The following is a 22076-nucleotide window of genomic DNA, read 5'->3' as shown; positions in this document are numbered from 1 at the left end:
GTGATTAGTGATTAATAATCACCGATTTATACTCTTCAATGACATTGCAAGGTTCACCTGCCTTTACTTTACTCCATGCAATTTTCATCGGGTCAATGATCCGGTCATTATATTGAACAACAGGAGCTTCCCGGTTACCGTCAATCAACGTCTTCCACTCCATACCTTCCACTTCATTCGTCAGAATCGCACAGACAGTAATACCGATAGCCAGCCATTCCTCTTTTTTCTTCGCACCTATCTTACCGCTGTCAATCACTTGCTGAAGTTTCTCCAAGTCCTCTTCTATTCCCTGAAAATCTTTCTTCAGTTCCTGCTTCACGGTAGATACCACCCATTCGTACCCTTCATTAATCAAATAGATTTCAGAAAGACGGACAGGAATCAGTTCAGCAGGATACTTCTGTCCTTCTTTGCGTATCTCCAAAGTAGCGATCACTTCTTCCGCCTCCTTCACAACTCCGCCTTTAGGTACGGTAAAGGAACATTCGAAAGCTATATCATCAACACCTGTAATCCACAAATGGGAAGTATAATAAGTTCCCTCCTCCTGAAACATTTCTTTGCTATACGCACATTCCCACGCTCCGACTTGCACCAACGAAGCCGAATCGTTCTCTTTCAGTTCCTGCCGGATAGCATCTTTACCATAACCGGCTTTTCCTTTAAATGCGGATATACGAAAATTTCCCGTCCATACATCGGGATTATAGAAAAGAAAAGAGCCTTCGCCATCTTCAAACTCGTTCCAGTCTGACGGATAGCTCATAGAAAACCATGCTCCGGGAGAGATAAATTTCTTGCCTTGCATCCTTTTACTTTAAAATGATTACTTGGCAAAAGTACGAATTAAATACGAATTTCAGGCACGGATTACACGGTTTTCACAGTTTTCGGAAAGATGATAACATAAAGCAACAGCGTAATCCGTGTAATTCGTGCCTGAAAAACATCATTTCCCTATAGGCTGTATTTTCCTACGCACATCTTTAGAAATCTCCAGAAACATATAGTTCAACTTTCCGGAGTGGATTCCTTCCTCATTCTCCTTATACTTTTTATTAGCATATTGCTTTGATTTCTCGAAAGTCAGCAATGACATTTCATTCTGCGATTTGCCTACCATCGTAGAGTCCAGCTGTTCATCCGGAAAGAAATCATCCAGATCGACGTCACCAATCATGGTTGTTTCCAGAAAGTTCTTGTCCGTATGTGAATTATCCGTATAATACCCCACAAACATATGCCCCGGTGTACGTACCAAGATCGGATCGATATTGATGGCACGGAGCAATGAAGCGAACAGTACACTACCGTCCACACAATTAATCTGTGAAGATTCCAGCGCATCATCAAACGTACGGACACGCTGCGAGAAAACAACATTGCTCGAAAGGCTGGTGTTGGAAACAGAACTGTAACGGAATTTGCGTTTCTGCAATATGTTCCAAAGGGCGTACACTTGCTTGTCCACCGCCCCTTTAGCTTTGCTCTGATAGCCAAGGAAACGATTCACAATACGGGTATTCAATGCCTCGCGAAGCAACTGGTCGATCATCGGATTCTCTTCATTGACATAGGCAGCAAAGAAAATACTTGTATCATGGAATTTGGTTCCATTCGATACATACCCCAACAGACATTCATTGATACTACGCACAGAGAATGTGCGCACCCGTTGCCCCAGATCCTTTCCATTCATCTCAACAGTAATAGCCACACTTACCGGTTCTGCCTGCGCCTCATTTTTCAAGGCTTCATAGTTCCAGATGATATCAGGATAAATCGTATATTCCGTTCTGGGCTTGTTTAGTACAAATTCCGACACCGAACGGGAGAAAAAAGGTGTTTCGGCCACTTCAATCCGTACCCGGCTATAGGCTGTCTTCGACTTCACCCGAATAGCAATACACGATTTCGGATTCCCCAAATACGTTGAATCTGACGGAACAATCACCTGCGCATCAGTGGTGGCAACAGACAGAATCGCCGAAGGGAATATATTCCCTCCCAAGTCGTCTACAATCTCAAAACCGGAATTGAATGAAGTATATTTAAACACAGACATACCGCCAAGGAGAATTAACAGCACCACAACAGAGCCTATTATTTCCCGCCGATGTCTTTTCAGGTCAATTTTTATCATTATTTGTAGTTTCTATGGTCAAACATTTCTATTGTATCTCGCTAACAAAGATAACAAATAGCGTTCGTTTTTTCCTCTTACAATCAGCAAAAACTTTTATATTTTATATCAGCCCTCTCGATTCCCGGAATGTAACATGATTGTAACGTCTGTTTCATCTGCCCGTAACAAAGTCTCCCCATCTTTGCAAAGGATAAAATAAAAACGTAACTTTGTCATATCACATTAATACATATATCTTATGAACGATTACCGTATTCTAGTTGTCGACGATGAAGAAGACCTCTGTGAGATACTGAAATTCAATCTTGAAAACGAAGGCTATGAGGTTGACACTGCAAACTCTGCCGAAGAAGCAATGAAGATGGACATCAGCAGCTATCATTTAATTCTCCTCGATGTGATGATGGGAGAAATCTCCGGATTCAAAATGGCGAATATCTTGAAGAAAGACAAGAAAACAGCGAAAGTGCCTATCATCTTTATCACGGCAAAAGATACTGAAAACGATACCGTGACCGGATTCAATCTGGGAGCGGACGATTATATTTCGAAACCTTTCTCTCTGCGTGAGGTCATTGCCCGTGTGAAGGCTGTACTAAGACGCACGGCAACAACGGAAACGGAAAGAGCTCCCGAACGTCTTACTTATCAATCGCTCGTCATTGACATCACCAAGAAGAAAGTAAGTATCGACGATGAAGAAGTGCCATTGACCAAAAAAGAATTTGAGATATTGCTTCTGCTGGTACAGAATAAGGGACGTGTATTTTCGCGTGAAGACATCCTGGCCCGCATCTGGAGTGACGAAGTGTACGTGCTCGACCGTACCATCGACGTAAACATCACCCGTCTGCGTAAAAAGATTGGTGTATACGGCAAATGCATTGTCACCCGTCTCGGATACGGATACTGTTTTGAAGCTGAATAAATAATTATGCCGAATTAAATAGTTATTATGAACCTGCCTGTAACTCAAAAGCATTTTCTTTCTTTCAGCCGGAAGCTTTTCCTTTCGGTTATCTCACTGTTTCTGGTATTTGCCATTTGTTTCATTGCTTACCAGTATCAACGAGAACGGGAATACAAAATAGAACTGCTGAATACAAAATTGCAAGATTACAACAGCAGACTCTACGAACAGTTGGACGAACAAGCCATTGACAGTGAAATAATCAATGGATATGTCAACAACCATATTCTGGAGGATTTACGCGTAACCCTTATCGATATGGAAGGAAATGTGGTTTACGACAGTTATCCGAGCCATAACAGCCAGATAGAGAACCATCAGAATCGTCCGGAAGTACAAAAGGCAATAAAGCATGGCAACGGGTATGACGTACGCCGTACTTCCGAAACAACCGGACTTCCCTATTTCTATTCAGCCACCCGCTATAAAGATTATATCGTGCGCTCGGCTTTGCCTTATAATGTCAGCCTCATCAACAACCTGCAAGCAGACCCGCACTATTTATGGTTTACCGTAATCGTAACCTTATTATTAATGGTTATCTTCTACAAATTCACCAATAAACTGGGGACTTCCATCAACCAACTCCGTGAATTTGCCATGCGCGCCGACCGGAACGAGCCTATCGAAATGGCTATGCAATCGGCTTTCCCGCACAATGAACTGGGAGAAATCTCCCAACATATCATTCAAATCTACAAACGACTGCACGAAACCAAAGAGGCTCTCTACATTGAGCGCGAAAAACTGATTACCCATCTTCAGATTTCACACGAAGGACTGGGTATATTCACAAAAGACAAGAAAGAAATTCTAGTCAACAACCTCTTTACCCAATACAGCAACCTGATCTCGGATTCAAACCTGGAAACGACAGAAGAAGTCTTTGCCATCAATGAACTGAAAGAAATTATTCATTTTATCAACAAGAACCAGCAAGAACGTTCAAGAGGAAAAGGTGAGAAACGAATGTCAGTCACCATCAACAAGAACGGACGGACATTTATCGTAGAATGTATCATCTTCCAGGATGCCAGCTTTGAAATCTCCATCAATGACGTCACCCAGGAAGAAGAGCAAGTAAGACTCAAACGCCAACTGACCCAAAATATCGCCCACGAGTTGAAAACTCCCGTCAGCAGTATTCAGGGGTATTTGGAAACCATTGTCAGCAATGAAAATATTCCACGTGAGAAGATCAACGTATTCCTCGAACGTTGTTATGCACAAAGCAACCGGTTAAGCCGACTATTACGCGACATCTCCGTACTCACCCGCATGGATGAAGCCGCCAACATGATCGATATGGAACGGGTGGACATCAGTGTACTGGTAGGAAACATTATCAATGAAGTGTCACTGGAACTGGACGAAAAGCATATAACAGTAATCAACTCCCTGAAAAAGAGCATACAAATCAAAGGTAATTACTCACTGCTCTATTCCATCTTCCGCAACCTGATGGACAATGCCATTGCATACGCCGGAACCAATATTCAAATAAATATCAACTGTTTCCGCGAAGATGAGAAATTCTACTATTTCAGCTTTGCCGACACAGGTATAGGAGTATCTCCCGAACATCTGAACCGCCTCTTCGAACGCTTCTACCGGGTAGACAAAGGCCGCTCACGCAAACTGGGCGGAACAGGGTTGGGACTGGCTATCGTGAAGAACGCCGTCATCATCCACGGCGGCAACATCTCCGCCAAAAACAATCAGGGTGGCGGATTGGAATTTGTATTTACGTTGGCAAAGGAGAAATAAGGTTCTTAGTCAAATTCCGTGTTACTTAATTTAGGCTAAAGACCCTTACACATTGGTCTTTCAATGAGATTTGCCAACACGAAACTTGACGAAGAACCATAAAGAAACAAGAATTACAACTCTATTTTAGCTCAAAAGGAACTCTGGACTTGACATCTGTAGCAGAAGATGCTATGACTGCCTCGAACTTACCCGCCTCTGACACCCACTGATGACGGGTGTCATCAAAGAATTTCAAAGCATCTTCATTGACAGTAAAAGTAATCTCCTTTGTCTCACCCGGAGCCAGCCTCACTTTACTGAATCCTTTCAGTTCCTTTACAGGACGAGGCAAAGATGATTTCAAGTCACTGATATACAATTGTACTACTTCGCTCCCCTCACGACTACCTGTATTTGTTACCGGTACAATAATAGTAAGCGTTTCATCCGCTCCCATTACCTTCTTATCAGCTACAGCCTTTCCATATTTAAAAGTAGTATAACTCAAACCATGTCCGAAAGGAAACAAAGGTTTTGTTTTCTGTTTATCCGCCCAACGATAGCCTACGAAAATTCCTTCATTATATTTCTCATCCACAATATTACTGCCATCCGCTCTAAGAACACCTGGATAATCGCCTAATTTATGAGCACCTACATCCTCCAGAGCAGCAGGGAAAGTAAACGGCAATTTCCCCGACGGGTTCACATCACCTGCCAAAATTGCCGCTATCGCACTGCCGGCTTCCGAACCTAAGTACCATGCCTGAAGCACAGCCGGAACATCCTTGATCCACGGCATAGATACTGCATTACCCGAGATATTGACGACAACCAGATTTTTGTTAGCCTGTGCCAAAGCTTTTATCACCTCGTCTTGTCCATAAGGCAAACCAAGTTCCTTGCGGTCTGCATCCTCGCAATCCTGATGCGCACTCTTGTTCAACCCACCGACAAAGATCACATAATCAGCCTCTTTGGCAACTTCCACAGCTTCAGCAATAAGTTCTTCCGGCGAACGGTCGTCTTTCAAGTCCTGACCAGACTTCACACCGTTATACTCACCTGTAGGATCACCCACATATCCACGGGCATAAACAACTTCCGCCCTATTTCCGAATCTAGTTCTGATCCCATCCAACGGAGAAAACTCATGTTTCACTTTCAGTGAAGAACTACCACCGCCCACTGTCATCATCTTCACAGCATTCTCACCAATCACAGCAATCTTTTTCACCTTATCCAAATCAATAGGCAATACATTGTTATTGTTCTGCAGCAACACAATACCCTCCTCACCGATATGACGGGCGGCAGCAAAATGAGCTTCCGAGCACAAAGCACCCCAAGGACGTTCCCTATCCATTGTTGTACGATAAGCCAGACGAAGAATGCGCCTCACTTTATCATCCAACTCCTTTGTTCCTACTTTGCCTTCCTTTATCAATGTAAGATACGGATGTGCCAGATAGTAGTTATCATAAGCATTGCTTGCCCCATTGGAAAGTCCGTTTGTCCAACTACCGAACTCCATATCCAAGCCATTATGAATAGCTTCTTCCGTGTCGTGGGTACCTCCCCAGTCGGAAACAACCACTCCGTCAAATCCCCATTCACCTTTCAGGATATCATTCAGCAAATATTGGTTATGACAACCGTGCTGACCTTTATACAAGTTGTAAGATCCCATGATGGCCCAAGCCTTCCCCTGCCGGACAGCAGCCTTGAAAGCAGGCAGATAAATTTCATACAAAGCACGGTCATCCACAATAACATTGGTGGTATGGCGGTTCACTTCCTGATTATTCAGCGCATAGTGTTTTACGCAAGCGGCAACGCCATTCTGTTGTACACCCTGTATATAAGGAACTACCATTTGTCCGGCCAGATAAGGGTCTTCACCCATATATTCGAAATTACGCCCGTTCAGCGGAGTACGGTAAATATTCACTCCGGGACCTAACAACACGGACTTATTACGATAACGCGCCTCTTCACCGATACTCTTTCCATAAAGCATAGACATTTCGGGGTTCCATGTTGCCGCCAGACAAGTCAGTGCAGGAAAAGCCACACAAGAATCATTAGACCATCCGGCCTGTTCCCACTCATCCCAAAGCACTTCGGGACGAATACCATGAGGACCGTCTGTCATCCAGAATTCGGGAATTCCCAAACGTGCCACACCCGGTGAGCAAAACTTGGACTGGGCATGTGTCATCGCCACTTTCTCTTCCAAAGTCATACGGTTGAGCGCATCTTCTATTCTTTCCTCTACAGGTTTTGTATTATCCAAATAAACGGGAATCGTTTGCGCCTGAACCGCACTACCCAACAATAGGGCCAACATGCCCGAAATAATCATACTTTTCATGGTCATCCATTTTTTATTTATTAACCCACAAGCCCAGCGAACGGATATAACCCGTTTGCGGCATACAATTCTCACATTTACTATTCTCTATAAACGCCGACATCGCTTTCTTTGCCACCTCCTGATCAGGGCGTGCATCCCGTATCTCTTTGTAAGTAGCGCGAGGTGCTTCAGAGAAAGCAGCTACTTGCTCCCAACCTTCCGGCACCTTGATACCCATAAACGAAGAGCCATCTATCTTTTTATACGGCCAGAAAGTGTACCCGATGTTGTTTTCTTCCATCACCTTACAAAAAGCCGCCTGCCATTCATCAGTATTGTGACCGATTTCACCCATATACATCGGCAGGTTCACACTGTCACGGAAATTGATAAGAGTCCGGATAGCTTCCTTTGTAGGATCACCTCCGTAACGATGGCAAGTGTACATCAGTTTATCGTCATAAGCAGCATCCTTGAACGGCTTGAAGTTACCATTCCACTGTGCTCCTCCGATCAGGACAATATGATTGTTATCCACCTCACGAATAGCTTTCAACGCACGCTTGTGCAGAGGTTCCAGCTTTGCGTTCAGTTCTTCCATATTTTCAAAATAGGGAGCGATAGGCTCGTTGATTAACTCATATCCCAATATTACAGGCTCATTCTTATAATAATCGGCAATCTCCTTCCAAATATCACAGAACAACTGTTGACTTACCTCGCTTTCAAACAGCCAGGGATAACCGTAACTGTCATCAATATTATCACCTGTCTGTCCGCCCGGAGCATCGTGCATATCCAGAATCAGGTAAAGATTATTATCACGACACCAGTTCACGACACTGTCCACACGGGCAAATCCGTCCTGCCCCCCTGTCAGCCCCATATAGTCCTCATCAGTGAAGAGTTTATAATGGAAAGGAAGACGAATGGTATTTGCCCCCGTAGAAGCGATAAATTCCACATCCTTGCGGGTGATATAGTTGTCTTTAAACTGTTTCCAAAATTCTGCCACAAAGTCCGGACCTACCATCTGACAAAACATCTCATTGATGAAACGTCCGGAATTAGTTTTATTGAAGCCGAACATATATCCTTCGGGATTCAACCAGTTACCCAGATTCGTACCTTTAATAAATAATTTGCTGCCGTCCGGCTGAATCAAGTCCTGTCCGGACACACGCACGAATGCTTCAGGAGCAGGCGCAATTTCCTGTTGCTGCGCCTGTTTTTGCTGACATGAAGCAAATCCCCCCACAAACAATAATACATAAATTATATATTTCATACCTATTTCTAACGATTAATTTATTACTTCAAAATCAGCGGAAAGTCCTTCCTCACTGTTTGTACCCAACCACAACTTAAATTCTCCGGGCTCCACCACCTTCTTCATATCAATGTTCCAGAAAGCCAATTCACTGACGGGCAATGAGAAAGTTACAGTCTTGGTCTCTCCCGGCTGTAAAGTGACACGCTGGAAACCTTTTAACTCCTTCACCGGACGGGCTACAGAAGCCACCTTATCCTGCACATAGAGCTGGACAACTTCTGTTCCGGCATACTTTCCGGTATTCGTCACATTCACTCTCGCCGTCAATGTAGCATTTGCCGCCAACTTATCAGCCGATAATTCCAACACATCATAGGCAAAAGTAGTATACGACAATCCGTAACCAAAGGGGAACAAAGGACCAAAACCTGCATCCATATAAAAAGAAGTGCAACCCAACGAGGTCTGCCCGGCTTCCAATGGAATATCATCAATCAATGTTTCCTTGCCGCTGGGAGCACGTCCCGTGTGGTGATGCGCATAATAAACAGGGACCTGTCCCACCATCTTCGGAAAAGTAACCGGAGTCTTCCCACTCGGAACAACCTTGCCGAACAGTAAATCTGCAATAGCCGGACCACCCATCGTTCCCGGATGAAAGGAATAAAGCACGGCAGCCGATTCATCCACTTCTTTACCAATAGTGAGCGGACGACCTGCCATAACCACCGTCACCAGCGGTTTACCGGCTTTTGCCAACGCTTCAATCAATTCCGATTGCGCTCCACGCAAGTTCAAATCAGCCAAGGAGTGAGCTTCGCCCGACAGAATAGATTCTTCACCGACAAAAGCCAGTACCACATCCGCCCGCCGGGCTGCTGCCACCGCCTTTGCTATACCCGAAGTCTGTTTGTCGCGGCTATAGGCCAATCCCGGTTCATAAATAATCTGAACCTTGTCTCCATACATTTCCCGCAATGCCTTCAGCGGAGTCTGTGTATGTTCCTTTTCACCATCAAACACCCACGTACCCATCTGGTCATGAGGGGCATCCGCCATCGGACCGACTACAGCAACCGTACGCACCATCTCTCCCAAAGGAAGAACCTCGTTATCATTCTTCAATAAGATGACCGACTGCTCTACTGCTTCTTTCGCTTTCGCCAAATGACTTTCCGCATATTTTACTGTTTGATCTGATACCACATAAGGATTATCGAACAACCCTAAGCGGAACTTTAAACGTAAGATATTACGAACTGCATTATCAATAGTAGCTACCGAAACCTTTTTTTCTTTTACCAAAGTCTCCAGATTTTCCATAAAGGAACCGCTTACCATCTCCATATCTATACCTGCATTGACCGACTTTTCAGCCGCTTCCTTCGCATCTTTGCAGAAACCGTGCGCAATCATCTCGGTAGCCGACGCCCAATCCGTCACAACTACGCCGTCATAATTCCATTCTCCACGCAGCACCTCTTTTAATATAAAGGAATTACCGGTAGAAGGCACTCCGTCATTATCATTAAAAGAAGTCATGAACGTGGCACACCCTGCCTTGGCAGCCGCCTCGAAAGGAGGGAAATAGACATTGCGCAATTCACGTTCCGGTATGAATGTCGAATTATAATCCTTGCCACCTTCAGCGGCACCATAACCCACAAAATGCTTGGCACATGCCGCTATGGCTGTCGGATCGTCCAGAGAATCCCCCTGAAACCCCTTAACCATCGCCGCTCCCATCACAGCAGACAGATAAGGATCTTCGCCACAACTTTCCGCCATACGTCCCCATCGCGGATCACGGGAAATATCAATCATCGGAGCAAAAGTCCAGCGAATACCATCGGCAGATGCCTCAACAGCGGCTATGCGGGCTCCATCCTCTGCAATTCGGGGATTAAAGGTTGCCGCTTGTCCCAATGGAATAGGAAATATAGTTTTGTATCCATGAATCACATCACGCGACATCAGGACAGGAATCCCCAACCGGGATTCCTTCACAGCTATTTCCTGCACTTTATTCACCAATTCAGGGTCAGTCAGATTCAACAGAGAACCCACTTTCCCTTCTTTTATCACTCCGGCTATCTGATCAATGCTTCCATTCGGACTCAGCTGATTCATCTGCCCTATTTTTTCCTGCAAAGTCATCTTACCCAGCAGTTCTTCGACCTTATTATCTATGTCCCTATCCTTCTCACTACCTGCTTGCGGTGTGCAGGCAAAGAAAGAAAGCATAAGCAAACAGGCAGAAGACAGTTTGAAATGTTTCATCATATGTTATTCTTCTAATTTGATTATGCCTTGCTCATATCGCGTCAAAGGCGTGGCACAAGCAAGGCATTCTAAGGAAATATACTTATTAAATTAGTATGGATTCTGCGTAATCGAGCCTTGTGCAGCTTCTATTTCACTCTGAGGAATAGGAATGTATTTCTTATTTTCTGTCCAGTCAACACGTTCCGGGATAGCCTGTCCACCCCAAGTATTTTCACCTTCCCACTGATTCTTGTCAAAATTATAGGTACGCTTAGTCCGTAGAAGCACACCGGCTCCGGCTTTGAGTACGGTAGCAGCCTTCCCGGAGCGGACAAGGTCGAAATAACGTTTTCCCTCACCCACAAATTCAAGTCGACGTTCATTAATGATATTATCCATGGTAACAGGGATAGAAGCTACACCGGCACGCTCACGGACAAGATCGAAATAATCTTGCGCAAGACCGTCACCCGTAGCCAAAGCCAGTTCAGCCGCATTGAGCAATGTCTCGGCATAACGGTAAAGATGAAGATTTTCATCATGGTTCAAACCGGCATCACCTACACTACCTTCCGTATCACCCGGACGGGGCAGATATTTGCGCAGGAAGTAACCGGTGTTCTGATAACGGCCACCATAAGTGACAGTATCCCCTTCAGCGAATTTCGCCCTTGCATATTTATCCAGATTAAGAATGGCAACATCGCGACGACGGTCATTGTCTTCAAAGGCATCATACACTTCTTTAGAAACAGAGCCGAACCCCCATCCGCTTGTAAATTCAGGAGTATGCCCCTCTGCACATTTGATAGTCAAGCCATCAATACCAATCATTTCAGGATATACAGTACCACCTGTAAAATTGGCATCCCCCCAAGTACGTTTACCTCCTTTAGCTATATAATTTACATCGAATATGATTTCCTCGTTCCATTCCTTATCAAGCGCATAAAGATCATTATAATTTTTAACCAAGTCATACTTGTGCGAATTGATGATTGCTTTCATATATCCCAAAGCCTTTCCGTAACGGGACTGGTCTTTCTGGTACATCACATAATCAGCGTAAATCATGGAAGCAGCAGCTTGCGTCATACGTCCGGCCCATTCGTCGGGTTGTTTCATCGGAAGTACTTCACTGTCCAGCACGCTTTCCAAATCGACAACCACCTTTTCATAAACCTGATCTACAGTTAATTGATCTGCCAGATAAGGAAGGCTGGTCAAGTTCTCTTCATAAAAAGGAATATTGCCCCATGTTTTCCAGAGAACAAGATAATACCAGGCACGCATCGCACGGCCTTCGGCTATAAAAAGAGCCTTTTTATCATCGGATAGATCTGAATCCTTCGCATTATCAATCAACCGGATAGACCGATTGATACCTGAATAACTTGTTGTCCACGCTCCATCGATATTATTACGGGGATCGGACTTGTACTGGGAAATCAGGTGAATCTGTGACTGGTCGGATGTGTTGCCGCCACCGACATACATATCATCAGCCATAGCGTCCCATACCAAGCTCAAGGGTGCCCATCCACCAAAGTAGTCATACCATTGCATCGGATCGTAAGCAGCCACTGCTGACTCCATCATTCGGGATTCTGTAGTATAATATCCGTCAATGGGCAAGCTGCTTGAAGGCTCAACTGACAGGAAGTCGTCGCCGCAAGATGCTGTACCCAGCATCAAAGCCAGAGCGGCGAAGCTATATAATGTAAACTTTTTCATATCTGTATGCTTTATATTCATTAAAAATTAAGATTAACACCTACGGTAAAGGTACGCGCCTGAGGATAGTAACCACGGTCGATACCATTGGAACGTTCGTCACCATTGAGTTCCGGATCAAGACCTTTATAAGAAGTCATTGTCAGCAGGTTCTCGGCAGCCACATAGAAACGAAGCTTCTGAATAAAGATCTTCTGAGTCAGGTAGGACGGCAATGTATAACCCAACTGAATGTTCTTGATACGTGCGTAAGAACCATTATGGACATAAAGATCAGAAACACGCCAGTTATCATTGTTGTTTGCCCAAGAAAAACGAGGCATTGTATTGGAAGTTCCTTCACCATGCCAACGATTCATAAACTCTGCGGGAAGATTCACATAGCGGCAGTCCAGACGACGGGTTACATCCATGATTTCCTGCCCCATAGCACCTGACAGCAACATGCTGAAGTCGATATTTTTCCAGGAAGCATTGAGGTTCAAACCGAATGTCCAATCAGGAGTTCCCTTACCAATCATTGTCTTATCCTTATCATTGATCTCTCCGTTCTTGTCAAAGTCTACAAAGATTACGTCACCCGGCACTGCGTTGGGCTGCAGCTTCTGCCCTTTATCATTCACATAAGCATCAATCTGCTCCTTGTTCTGGAAGATACCGTTTGTTTTATAACCATAGAAATAAGGATATGGCATTCCGTTTTCCGCACGGGATACGTTACCAATCTGGTGAACATTGTCATACATCTCAAAGCCATCGGCATTCCCCAGATTAATCAATTCATTTTTCAGATAGCTGGCATTAGCGGATATTCCGAAGTTCCAGTCACCTTTATTGAACTTATACCCCAGCTCCAATTCAACTCCCTCATTCTTCATCGAACCAACGTTACCCCAAGGCTTGGACTCACCCAAGTAAGAAGGAATACTCATTTCCTTCAGCATGCCATTCGTCTTCTTGTAGAAATAATCCACCGTGAAAGTCAAAGCATTGTTGAAGAAGCCGAAATCCAGACCGGCATCATATTGTTCCGATTCTTCCCATTTCAAGTCCTTATTGGGAGTACCGGACGGCTTACTACCCATGACGATGCTCTGGTATCCCGGAGTGCCGAACACATAGTTGTTGCCGATAGCTACATTGGCCATATAACGGAAAGCTCCGATATTTTCGTTACCGTTCTTACCCCAAGAGAGGCGCAGTTTTGTATTAGTCAACCAAGATGGACGTTGATCCATCCACTTTTCATTTGTTATGTTCCATCCTAAAGATACGGAAGGGAAGGTAGCCCATTTGTTATTAGGACCGAAGTTAGACGAACCGTCACGACGCACAGTAACCTGTAACATATAGCGTTCATCATAGTTATAGCTCAAACGACCGAAGTAGGAAGCCAACGTTGTCGGGTCAAATGCCCCACCGGTGGCATTACGTTTACCTGCAGACTGCAAACCGGTTGTGAAATCCAAGTTTGCCTTGTCCCCAATATATTCAATCATATCCATTGCATCGCCCTTTAATCCGCGTCCTGTATACTTCTTGGCCGACTGCCCCAACACAACCGCAAACGAATGAACACCAAACGTTTTGTCATACGTCAACACATTCTCAATCTGCCACGTATAGCCACGATTCATTTCAGACCACACTTTCGATTTGTCATTCGTAGCATTTTTATTCAGATAGTGAGGATGATTCCATCCGTCTTTTCCCCAGAATGCGAGGTCGGACCCCCAAGAGAATTTATATTTCAAATGATCCCAAACACTTAGTTCGGCAGCCAAAGTAGCGATAATCTTATCAGAATTATTCTTTTCATAGGGTAAGGAAAGTCTTGCAAGCGGATTAGCAAGTTCATTGAAATCACTGCTCGGCATGGAAAGCAACTGTCCGCTACGTTTGTCGTAGATAGGGTCACCATAAGTATTCCGGTCATAATTCTGAAGTTCGCTTTCATCTTTAGCGTAAACGGACATGGTAGGATCCATGAACAAAGCGTCGCCGAGCGGAGATCCGGTCAGACTGCCGGCAGTGACACCCACACTATTCACGCGAGAATAAGCTATGTTCATAGAGAATGTCATCTTTTTCAGCCAATTACGTTGTTCCGATTCGTCAAACAGCGTATACATTGTGTTGCTACGCAGTGACAGACGTTGGTAGTTGGAAGCATCGTAGTTTCCCCCAATGATACCGTCCTGATCATAATATCCTAATGAAAAATAGTAATTTACCTTCTCGGAAGCACCGCTGATACTTAACTGGTGATTCTGGACCGGAGCATTATCATAGAACAAGGCGTCCTGCCAATTGGTACCCGAACCTAAAGAAGCAACCTGTTCGTAACGGGGAGCCTCGCCTGCATAATCGGCAGCCTCATTCATCAATGTAGCATATTGGGTAGCATTCAGCATATCCCGCTTCTTCCATGCACTTTGCCATCCATAAGAGAAGTCATAACTCACTTTAGTTTTGCCGATACTACCTTTCTTTGTAGTAACGAGAACAACACCATTTGCCGCACGAGCCCCATAAACGGCTCCGGAAGCTGCATCTTTCAATACTTCGATACTGGCAATATCAGCGGGATTGATATTATCAATACCACCGTCTACCGGCATACCATCAATAATGTAAAGCGGGTCGGAGTTGTTGATAGTACCAATACCACGCACACGTACTCTTGAGCTCGCTCCCGGCTGACCATTGAGGGTAGTAACCTGAACACCGGCTGCCAGACCTTTCAACGCATTGTCCACACGTGTGGGAGATGTTCTGCTCAAATCTTCGGAAGAGACCTTGGCAATAGAGGCCGTTACCACACTCTTCTTCTGAGTACCATAACCAATCACTACTATTTCATCCAAAGTTTTCGTATCTTCCCGTAAAATAATGTTGAGCGGAGCGATAGTAGCTTTCACAATTTGCGGAAGATAACCTACGTAGGTTATTTCAATCTCTACCCCCTCTTCTACATTGGAGAGAGAAAAAGCACCATCAAGATTAGTAATAGTACCGTTATTAGTACCTTTTACCAATACACTCGCACCGATAATGGGCTCACCGGTTACATCTTTTACTACTCCTTTCACAGTCTGCTGCTGGGCAAACATACCGATAGAAAAGAAAAACAGCAAGCATCCGACAGATAACATATATCTGAACGCTTGCGTCTTTTTTAAATCATTTCTCATAACACAAAATATTAAAGTTAACACTCAAATTTCTTATGACTTTTGTCAACGCAAAGATAAAACAAGTGCATATAGCCTGTATGAGCAGGTAAAGCGCAAAAGTAAACCACCGTTTTTGATAAAAATCTAATTATTAACATATTACTATAAAAAGAAGAGAGCAAAAAGTAAACTTTAATAAATAAAACGGGAAGAGGTATTCATCATCAAACGATTATATAACCTAACTTTTTCCTAAAGAACATCCGCCATATTTAAAAGGATTGACTTATATTTGTACGTCTAACCAAATATAGTACAATGAAACATCTGCTTACCTTATTACTTTTATTTACTTCTACCTTTTTGTCTGCTGACTCCCATAGTATGGAAATTGAGTCTCTTCTATCAAAATTAGATTCTTTAATCGCGCGAAAGGATGATTTCGTCGCTGCTAAAGAGGCCAAAATAAACCAACTCCATAACCAGGGACGGAATATCCGTACATCAGAAGAACGCTATTGGCTGAACAAGATGTATTACGATGAATATTCCGTTTACAATTCCGATTCCGCCATGATTTATGTAGACCAGAATCTGGACATCGCCGACAAGCTAAATAAAAAAGAATGGAAAGCGGAATGGAAAATCAAGAAGTCTTTTCTTCTGGCTGCTACCGGTTTGTTGAAGGAGGCATTAGATGAATTACGCAATGTTTCGAGCCAATTACTCACCCCTGAACTGAAAGTGGAATATTACGGACAGTTGATGTATCTGTACTCTCATTTCAGACAGTATTCAGGAGATAACAATACAAATATCCGTGAAGGATATTATGAGAAAGAAAAAGCGTATAAAGACTCTATCTATGCCTACATCACTCCTCAAGACCCTTTCTATTTATGGTACAAAGGGTGGAAATTTCTGGGAACCACTGAAACGGAGTCCATAAAGAAAGAACTCTTGAATGAAGTAGAGAGGTCATCCCTGGAAACTCGACGTGATGCAATGAATGCCTATATCCTAGCCTGCCTTTATCAGGATAGCAATCAACAAAACGAGTATTTGAAATATATGATTTATTCGGCAATGGCGGATGTGAAAACAGCAAACAAGGACATTGCTTCGCTGGAAGAGCTGTCAAAAACATTGTATGAACTGAATGATATAGACCGTGCCTATACCTATATTAATTACTGCCTCCAAAACGCCCAACTTTATCGCAACCGGGTACGTGTTATCGGCATTTCGGAAACACAAGACGCCATTCATCGGGCCTATCAGGAAAGAAATATCCGACAGGAAGCCCGTTTGCATACATTCTTGTTTCTGGTCAGTATTCTTTCAATCATCCTATTGATTGCCATTCTCTATATCTATATGCAAATGAAGCGACTGGCATATTCACGCTCCCAACTGAATGAAAGCAATCAGTTGCTGAACAAACATGTGGACGAACTGTCGGAAACCCATCAACTGTTGGAAAAAGCAAACGGCCAGTTACAGTCGTTAAATGAACAGTTGAAAGAAACAAACGCCCAACTTCGCGAATCCAATTATGTAAAGGAAGAATATATAGGTTACGTATTTTCCATCTGTTCCAACTATATCAGCAAGTTGGACGAATTCCGTAAAAGTATTAACAGGAAAATGAAAGCCAAACAATTTGATGACATAAAAGAATTGACAGACTCTCCGATTATGGCACAGAATGAGTTGAAAGAGCTTTACCATAACTTCGACGCCATCTTTCTACATGTCTATCCCAATTTTGTCGAAGACTTCAACGCCCTGCTGCATCCCGACGAGCAGATTTTACTAAAAGATGGAGAATTACTGAATACCGAACTACGCATATATGCGCTGGTACGTCTGGGAATTAACGATAGCGTGAAGATAGCCGAATTCTTACATTGCTCTCCGCAGACGGTCTACAACAACCGACTGAAGACACGCAACAAAGCCATTGTACCGAAAGATGAGTTCGCCAATACAGTGAAAAGTCTGGGCAAAATGCAAGAATGACCACTGTGCATACTTCCTTAAAAAAGGAATATTAAAACACACGAGAATGCAATAGATTGGATCACCGTGCGGAAGATTAACTAAATGCGTAGCATTTTCCTTCAGCGGAATCCTATATTTTACATTTTAGAACGTTTTTCTTTCAACACAAAAGTAATTTACCACTATATGACTCTTTTGGAAAGACAAATCATCGGTATACGGTCTTTTTGCCATTTTCCTTTTATCACCCGGCGAAGACCAACCAGCTCAAAAAAACTCCCTTTTTATGCCTTCGCAGCTTCCTCACCGAGAAACCAAAGGTTTGTCGGTGAGAAACAGAAGGTTCATCGGTGAGAAACCAAAGCTATATCAGTAAGAAATGGAGGCTTTACTTACCCCCAAAAGTGCATATTCCTCGCTAAAACATACAAAATAAGCCGGAGTTTCTGCATATTCTTGCATTTGTTTATGCAATTTGTCTTCTGGTTTAATCATGTTGAAGCATTCTTTTTCGATGGAAATCTTAAAAACAGAACATGATCCTCTTTCCAGCTCATCCTTTCCCGAACTTCGCAAATTCACCATTTGAAACTCCGGTAACTGAAAAAAAGATGATTTTTTTGATAAAAATAAAAAGAAAGTTATCTTTGTCTTCAATACATGTATACTTCAATGCACATACATAAGTTAAACGAAAAATAGCAAGTCATGAAAACGAATATAAATATCCTATTTACTTTGTGTATTCTCCTTCTTTGTGCCTGCAAAAGTGGAAACGCTTCCAATCAATGTGAAAACGAAGCTCCCCGGGATACTATTACAACCTTCACCCTGCCCGCCATCCCGCAAATGATGACAGCTCCGGAGCAACGTGCAGAATTCCTCGTGAAGCACTATTGGGATCATGTCAACTTCGCCGACACCAATTACATCCACCACCCCGAAATAACCGAACAAGCCTGGGCGGACTATTGTGACATACTGAATCACGTCCCGTTGAAAACCGCACAAGAAGCCATGCGGAAAACAATCGAGCAAACGAACGCAGACAAAAAGGTATTCACCTACATCACCGATCTGGCCGATAAATATCTCTACGACCCCAACTCCCCCATGCGTAACGAAGAATTCTACATCCCCGTATTAGATGCTATGTTAACTTCCCCCCTGCTAGAGGAAATAGAAAAAGTACGTCCCAAAGCCCGCCGGGAATTAGCCCAGAAAAACCGCATCGGCACCAAAGCCCTGAACTTCAACTACACGCTGGCTTCCGGCGCGCAAGGTTCCCTCTACCAACAACAAACGGATTACATCCTGCTATTCATCAACAACCCAGGTTGCCATGCCTGCACAGAAACGATAGATGCCCTGAAAAACGCCCCTATCATCAACCAACTTCTGGAACAAAAGAAACTAACAGTCCTCTCCGTCTATCCTGACGAAGAACTGGACGAATGGCGCAAACATCTGAACGAATTCCCCAAAGAATGGATCAACGGATACGACAAGAAATTCGCCATCAAAGAACAACAACTATACGACTTGAAAGCAATCCCCACCCTCTACCTTTTGAATAAGGAAAAAACTGTGCTCTTAAAAGACGCCCCCGCACAAGCCATCGAAGAATACCTACTAATGAAAAGCGAACAGTAAACATACACTATACGAACTAATATAGGACACTTGATTAACATAGAAAAAATAGTGACGGTATATGGCAAGGATACCGTTAGTATCTTGAGCATATACCGTCACTATTTATATCGGATAGCGTCACCATTTTTCCAAAGTCCCACCAACGCTTACCCCTCCCCCACACCCACCTCACGAACACACCGCATGGTTTCCCGGCCTCGTTTTTCAGCGTCAAGCGCAGGTGTTTTCTTTTTGGTTCTTTCTCTTTCGTATCAAGACGAAAGAAAAAGAACACTCCCCCTTGCAAAAGCAAAATAAACTCGCTATCTTTGTCACGCATTGGTTCGCGACTCCCATGCGGGGGAAGCGATTAAAAGGGAATCAGGTGTAAATCCTGAACAGTCCCGCTGCTGTAAGTTCCATGTATGTTACAAGCAATTCACTCATTGCCACTGGAGACTAATCCGGGAAGGCGTTTGTAGCAGGAACAAGTCAGAAGACCTACCATGCAAATATGTTTCACTGCTTTCGAGGAAAAAGCGTTGAGTCTAATGAACGGGACAAGTCGTCCATCATTTCATTCATCACTCTGATTCAGAGAAAGTGTGTTAAAACGAATAAACTCTGCCAAGTTTATTTATGCGTGTCCGGTCGAAGGGATTTCGCCCGGACACTTTTAAATAGCAATAGACTGAAAAAGGAATAAATGAAAGAGAGAACATTTAAGAAAATGATCTTTGCAGTATTCTGCTGCCAATTCTTATCCATATCACTTTTTGCACAACAGCAAAAGGTAGATACGACACATACATATTCTATTCCTGAAATAACAGTATCAGATATCTACCAGACTCGCGAAGTACGTTCAACCGCTCCCCTGCAAGTATTCTCCAAAGACGCCCTGAAAAACCTGCACGCCCTGCAAGTCTCCGACGCAGTGAAACACTTTGCGGGAGTGACCGTGAAAGACTACGGAGGTATCGGCGGACTGAAAACAGTATCCATACGAAGCCTGGGAGCACAACATACTGCTGTCAGCTATGACGGAATTACCCTGACCGATTGCCAAACGGGACAAATTGATATAGGTCGCTTCTCGCTCGATAATGTTGACAGACTTTCTCTAAACAACGGACAAAGCGATAATATCTTCCAACCTGCCCGCTTCTTTGCAGCAGCAGGCATACTGAATATACAAACACTTACCCCACTATTCACGAAGGACAAAAAGACCAACATAGCAGGAGCTTTCAAAACAGGTTCCTGGGGATTAGTCAATCCCTCCCTCCTGCTGGAACAACAATTCAATAAAACATGGAGCATGTCAGTCAGTGGCGAATGGATGTCCTCTGACGGACATTATCCATATACACTGCGCTATGGAAGTGCAGAAGGAGATCTGTCCTCACGCGAGAAACGGAAAAATACAGACGTACAGACATTCCGTGCTGAAGCCGGACTTTACGGCAACTTCTCCGATAAAGAACAATGGCGGTTGAAAGCCTACTACTTCCAGTCCTCCCGGGGACTACCCAAAGCTACCACTTTCTACAACGACCATTCTACCCAACACCTGTGGGATAAAAACACTTTCATACAAAGTCAATACAAGAAAGAATTCAGCCAACAATGGGTATTCCAAACCTCTGCCAAGTGGAATTGGAGCTATCAACGGTACCTGGACCCCGATACAAAGAACTCATTAAAGAAAACAGAAAACAGCTACTACCAGCAAGAATATTACCTTTCCGCTTCTGTACTATACAGACTGTTGAGCAACCTCTCATTCTCTCTTTCCACCGACGGAAGCATCAACACCATGAACGCCGATCTAAACAACTTTGTACATCCCACGCGCTATTCATGGCTAACGGCATTCGCCGGCAAATACGTGAATGACTGGTTAACAATCTCCGCATCCGCATTGGCAACCGTTATCAATGAAGATGTAAAGAAAGGCGGCAGTGCCGGCAATCACCGTAAACTAACCCCTTATGTAAGTGCCGCATTCAAACCTTTTCATCATGAAGAATTCCGTGTACGCTTCTTCTATAAAGATATTTTCCGCCTGGCAAGTTTCAACGACTTATATTACGAAGAAGTAGGAAACACACAACTAAAGCCGGAAAAAGCCAAACAATACAACATCGGACTGACATACAGCAAGAATGTATGCCCATTCCTACCCTATTTGTCAGCAACCGTCGATGCTTATTATAATAAGGTAACAGATAAAATCATCGCTTACCCTACCAAGAACCTTGCAGTATGGAGCATGAAAAACCTGGGACAAGTTGACATCAAAGGCATTGATGCTACAGGAAGTCTCTCCCTCCAACCCTGGGAAAAAATCCGCATCAACCTCTCGGGTAACTATACATACCAACGAGCATTAGACGTTACCCCACCCGATCCAAACACGTATGAATCGACATACAAACACCAGATAGCCTACACTCCCCGTGTCTCCGCTTCGGGGCAGGCAGGCATTGAAACACCATGGATCAATCTGTCTTACTCATTCCTATTTTCAGGAAAGCGCTACGCGTTGGGACAAAACATTGCCGAAAACAGATTGGATAGTTATAGCGACCACAGTATTTCTGCAAGCCGCGATTTCCAGATAAGAAAAGTCACCACCTCTTTCAGCGTGGAAGTACTGAACCTGATGGACAAGAATTACGAAATTGTGAAATACTTCCCAATGCCCGGACGATCTGTAAGAGCGACAATAAAAATAAGATATTAAATATTATAAAATAGGA

13 protein-coding genes and 1 riboswitch are annotated in these 22076 nt (G+C 43.7%); of the genes, 5 read left to right on the top strand and 8 right to left on the bottom strand.

The genetic code is table 11. The features are described 5' to 3' along the window. Positions 1–4 precede the first annotated feature (4 nt). Entirely contained in the window at positions 5–811 is an 807-nt protein-coding gene (locus I2I13_RS10505) for a DUF3805 domain-containing protein (protein WP_148364858.1), read from the bottom strand. A 141-nt stretch (positions 812–952) separates the two neighbouring features. Continuing rightward, positions 953–2146 carry a hypothetical protein gene (locus tag I2I13_RS10500; RefSeq protein WP_148364857.1) on the bottom strand — a complete coding sequence of 398 codons (1194 nt, stop codon included), beginning with the start codon at positions 2144–2146 and terminating at the stop codon, positions 953–955. A 241-nt stretch (positions 2147–2387) separates the two neighbouring features. On the opposite strand from I2I13_RS10500, the gene I2I13_RS10495 reads away from it, so the two are divergent. Beyond that, positions 2388–3077: a response regulator transcription factor gene (locus I2I13_RS10495; protein ID WP_148364856.1), complete on the top strand. Its 690-nt coding sequence runs from the start codon at positions 2388–2390 to the stop codon at positions 3075–3077. A 27-nt stretch (positions 3078–3104) separates the two neighbouring features. After that, positions 3105–4886: a cell wall metabolism sensor histidine kinase WalK gene (locus tag I2I13_RS10490; RefSeq protein ID WP_195649448.1), complete on the top strand. Its 1782-nt coding sequence runs from the start codon at positions 3105–3107 to the stop codon at positions 4884–4886. A 121-nt stretch (positions 4887–5007) separates the two neighbouring features. On the opposite strand, the gene I2I13_RS10485 is transcribed toward I2I13_RS10490, so the two are convergent. The 5 genes from I2I13_RS10485 to I2I13_RS10465 form a co-directional block, all read right to left on the bottom strand. Then, a complete protein-coding gene (locus I2I13_RS10485; protein ID WP_370540821.1) occupies positions 5008–7233 on the bottom strand; it encodes a glycoside hydrolase family 3 C-terminal domain-containing protein in 2226 nt (741 codons plus the stop codon). Positions 7234–7255: 22 nt separating this feature from the next. Beyond that, on the bottom strand, positions 7256–8512 hold the full coding sequence (locus tag I2I13_RS10480) for a glycoside hydrolase family 5 protein (protein ID WP_195649446.1): 1257 nt from the start codon (positions 8510–8512) through the stop codon (positions 7256–7258). A 15-nt stretch (positions 8513–8527) separates the two neighbouring features. Further along, the gene (bglX, locus tag I2I13_RS10475; protein WP_195649486.1) at positions 8528–10777 is read right to left on the bottom strand and encodes a beta-glucosidase BglX; all 2250 of its coding nucleotides are present in this window, start codon (positions 10775–10777) and stop codon (positions 8528–8530) included. A 93-nt stretch (positions 10778–10870) separates the two neighbouring features. Beyond that, positions 10871–12496 (bottom strand): RagB/SusD family nutrient uptake outer membrane protein, encoded by a 1626-nt coding sequence (locus I2I13_RS10470; protein ID WP_195649445.1) that lies wholly within the window; start codon positions 12494–12496, stop codon positions 10871–10873. 20 nt (positions 12497–12516) lie between these two features. After that, positions 12517–15690, bottom strand: coding sequence for a TonB-dependent receptor (locus I2I13_RS10465; protein ID WP_195649444.1), 3174 nt, complete (start codon positions 15688–15690; stop codon positions 12517–12519). 300 nt (positions 15691–15990) lie between these two features. On the opposite strand from I2I13_RS10465, the gene I2I13_RS10460 reads away from it, so the two are divergent. Beyond that, positions 15991–17694 (top strand): DUF6377 domain-containing protein, encoded by a 1704-nt coding sequence (locus I2I13_RS10460; RefSeq protein ID WP_195649443.1) that lies wholly within the window; start codon positions 15991–15993, stop codon positions 17692–17694. Positions 17695–18045: 351 nt separating this feature from the next. Here the strand turns inward: I2I13_RS10460 and I2I13_RS10455 are convergent, their stop codons facing one another. After that, the gene (locus tag I2I13_RS10455) at positions 18046–18333 is read right to left on the bottom strand and encodes a hypothetical protein (protein WP_195649442.1); all 288 of its coding nucleotides are present in this window, start codon (positions 18331–18333) and stop codon (positions 18046–18048) included. A 51-nt stretch (positions 18334–18384) separates the two neighbouring features. Between I2I13_RS10455 and I2I13_RS10450 the strand changes: the two genes are divergently transcribed. Next, positions 18385–19329 (top strand): DUF5106 domain-containing protein, encoded by a 945-nt coding sequence (locus I2I13_RS10450; RefSeq protein ID WP_148364853.1) that lies wholly within the window; start codon positions 18385–18387, stop codon positions 19327–19329. A 305-nt stretch (positions 19330–19634) separates the two neighbouring features. Further along, a riboswitch (cobalamin riboswitch) is annotated at positions 19635–19835 on the top strand. Between the two features lie 182 nt (positions 19836–20017). Beyond that, complete coding sequence (locus I2I13_RS10445; RefSeq protein WP_195649441.1) at positions 20018–22060, top strand: TonB-dependent siderophore receptor; 2043 nt, start codon at positions 20018–20020, stop codon at positions 22058–22060. The last annotated feature ends 16 nt before the right edge of the window (positions 22061–22076 follow it).

Origin of the sequence: Bacteroides sp. D55t1_190419_B8, from assembly GCF_015558905.1 — a bacterium.
In the GTDB taxonomy this organism is placed as follows: domain Bacteria; phylum Bacteroidota; class Bacteroidia; order Bacteroidales; family Bacteroidaceae; genus Bacteroides; species Bacteroides vicugnae.
The sequence above is the reverse complement of the archived record's forward strand: the minus strand, read 5'-3'. Positions and strand labels throughout refer to the sequence as shown.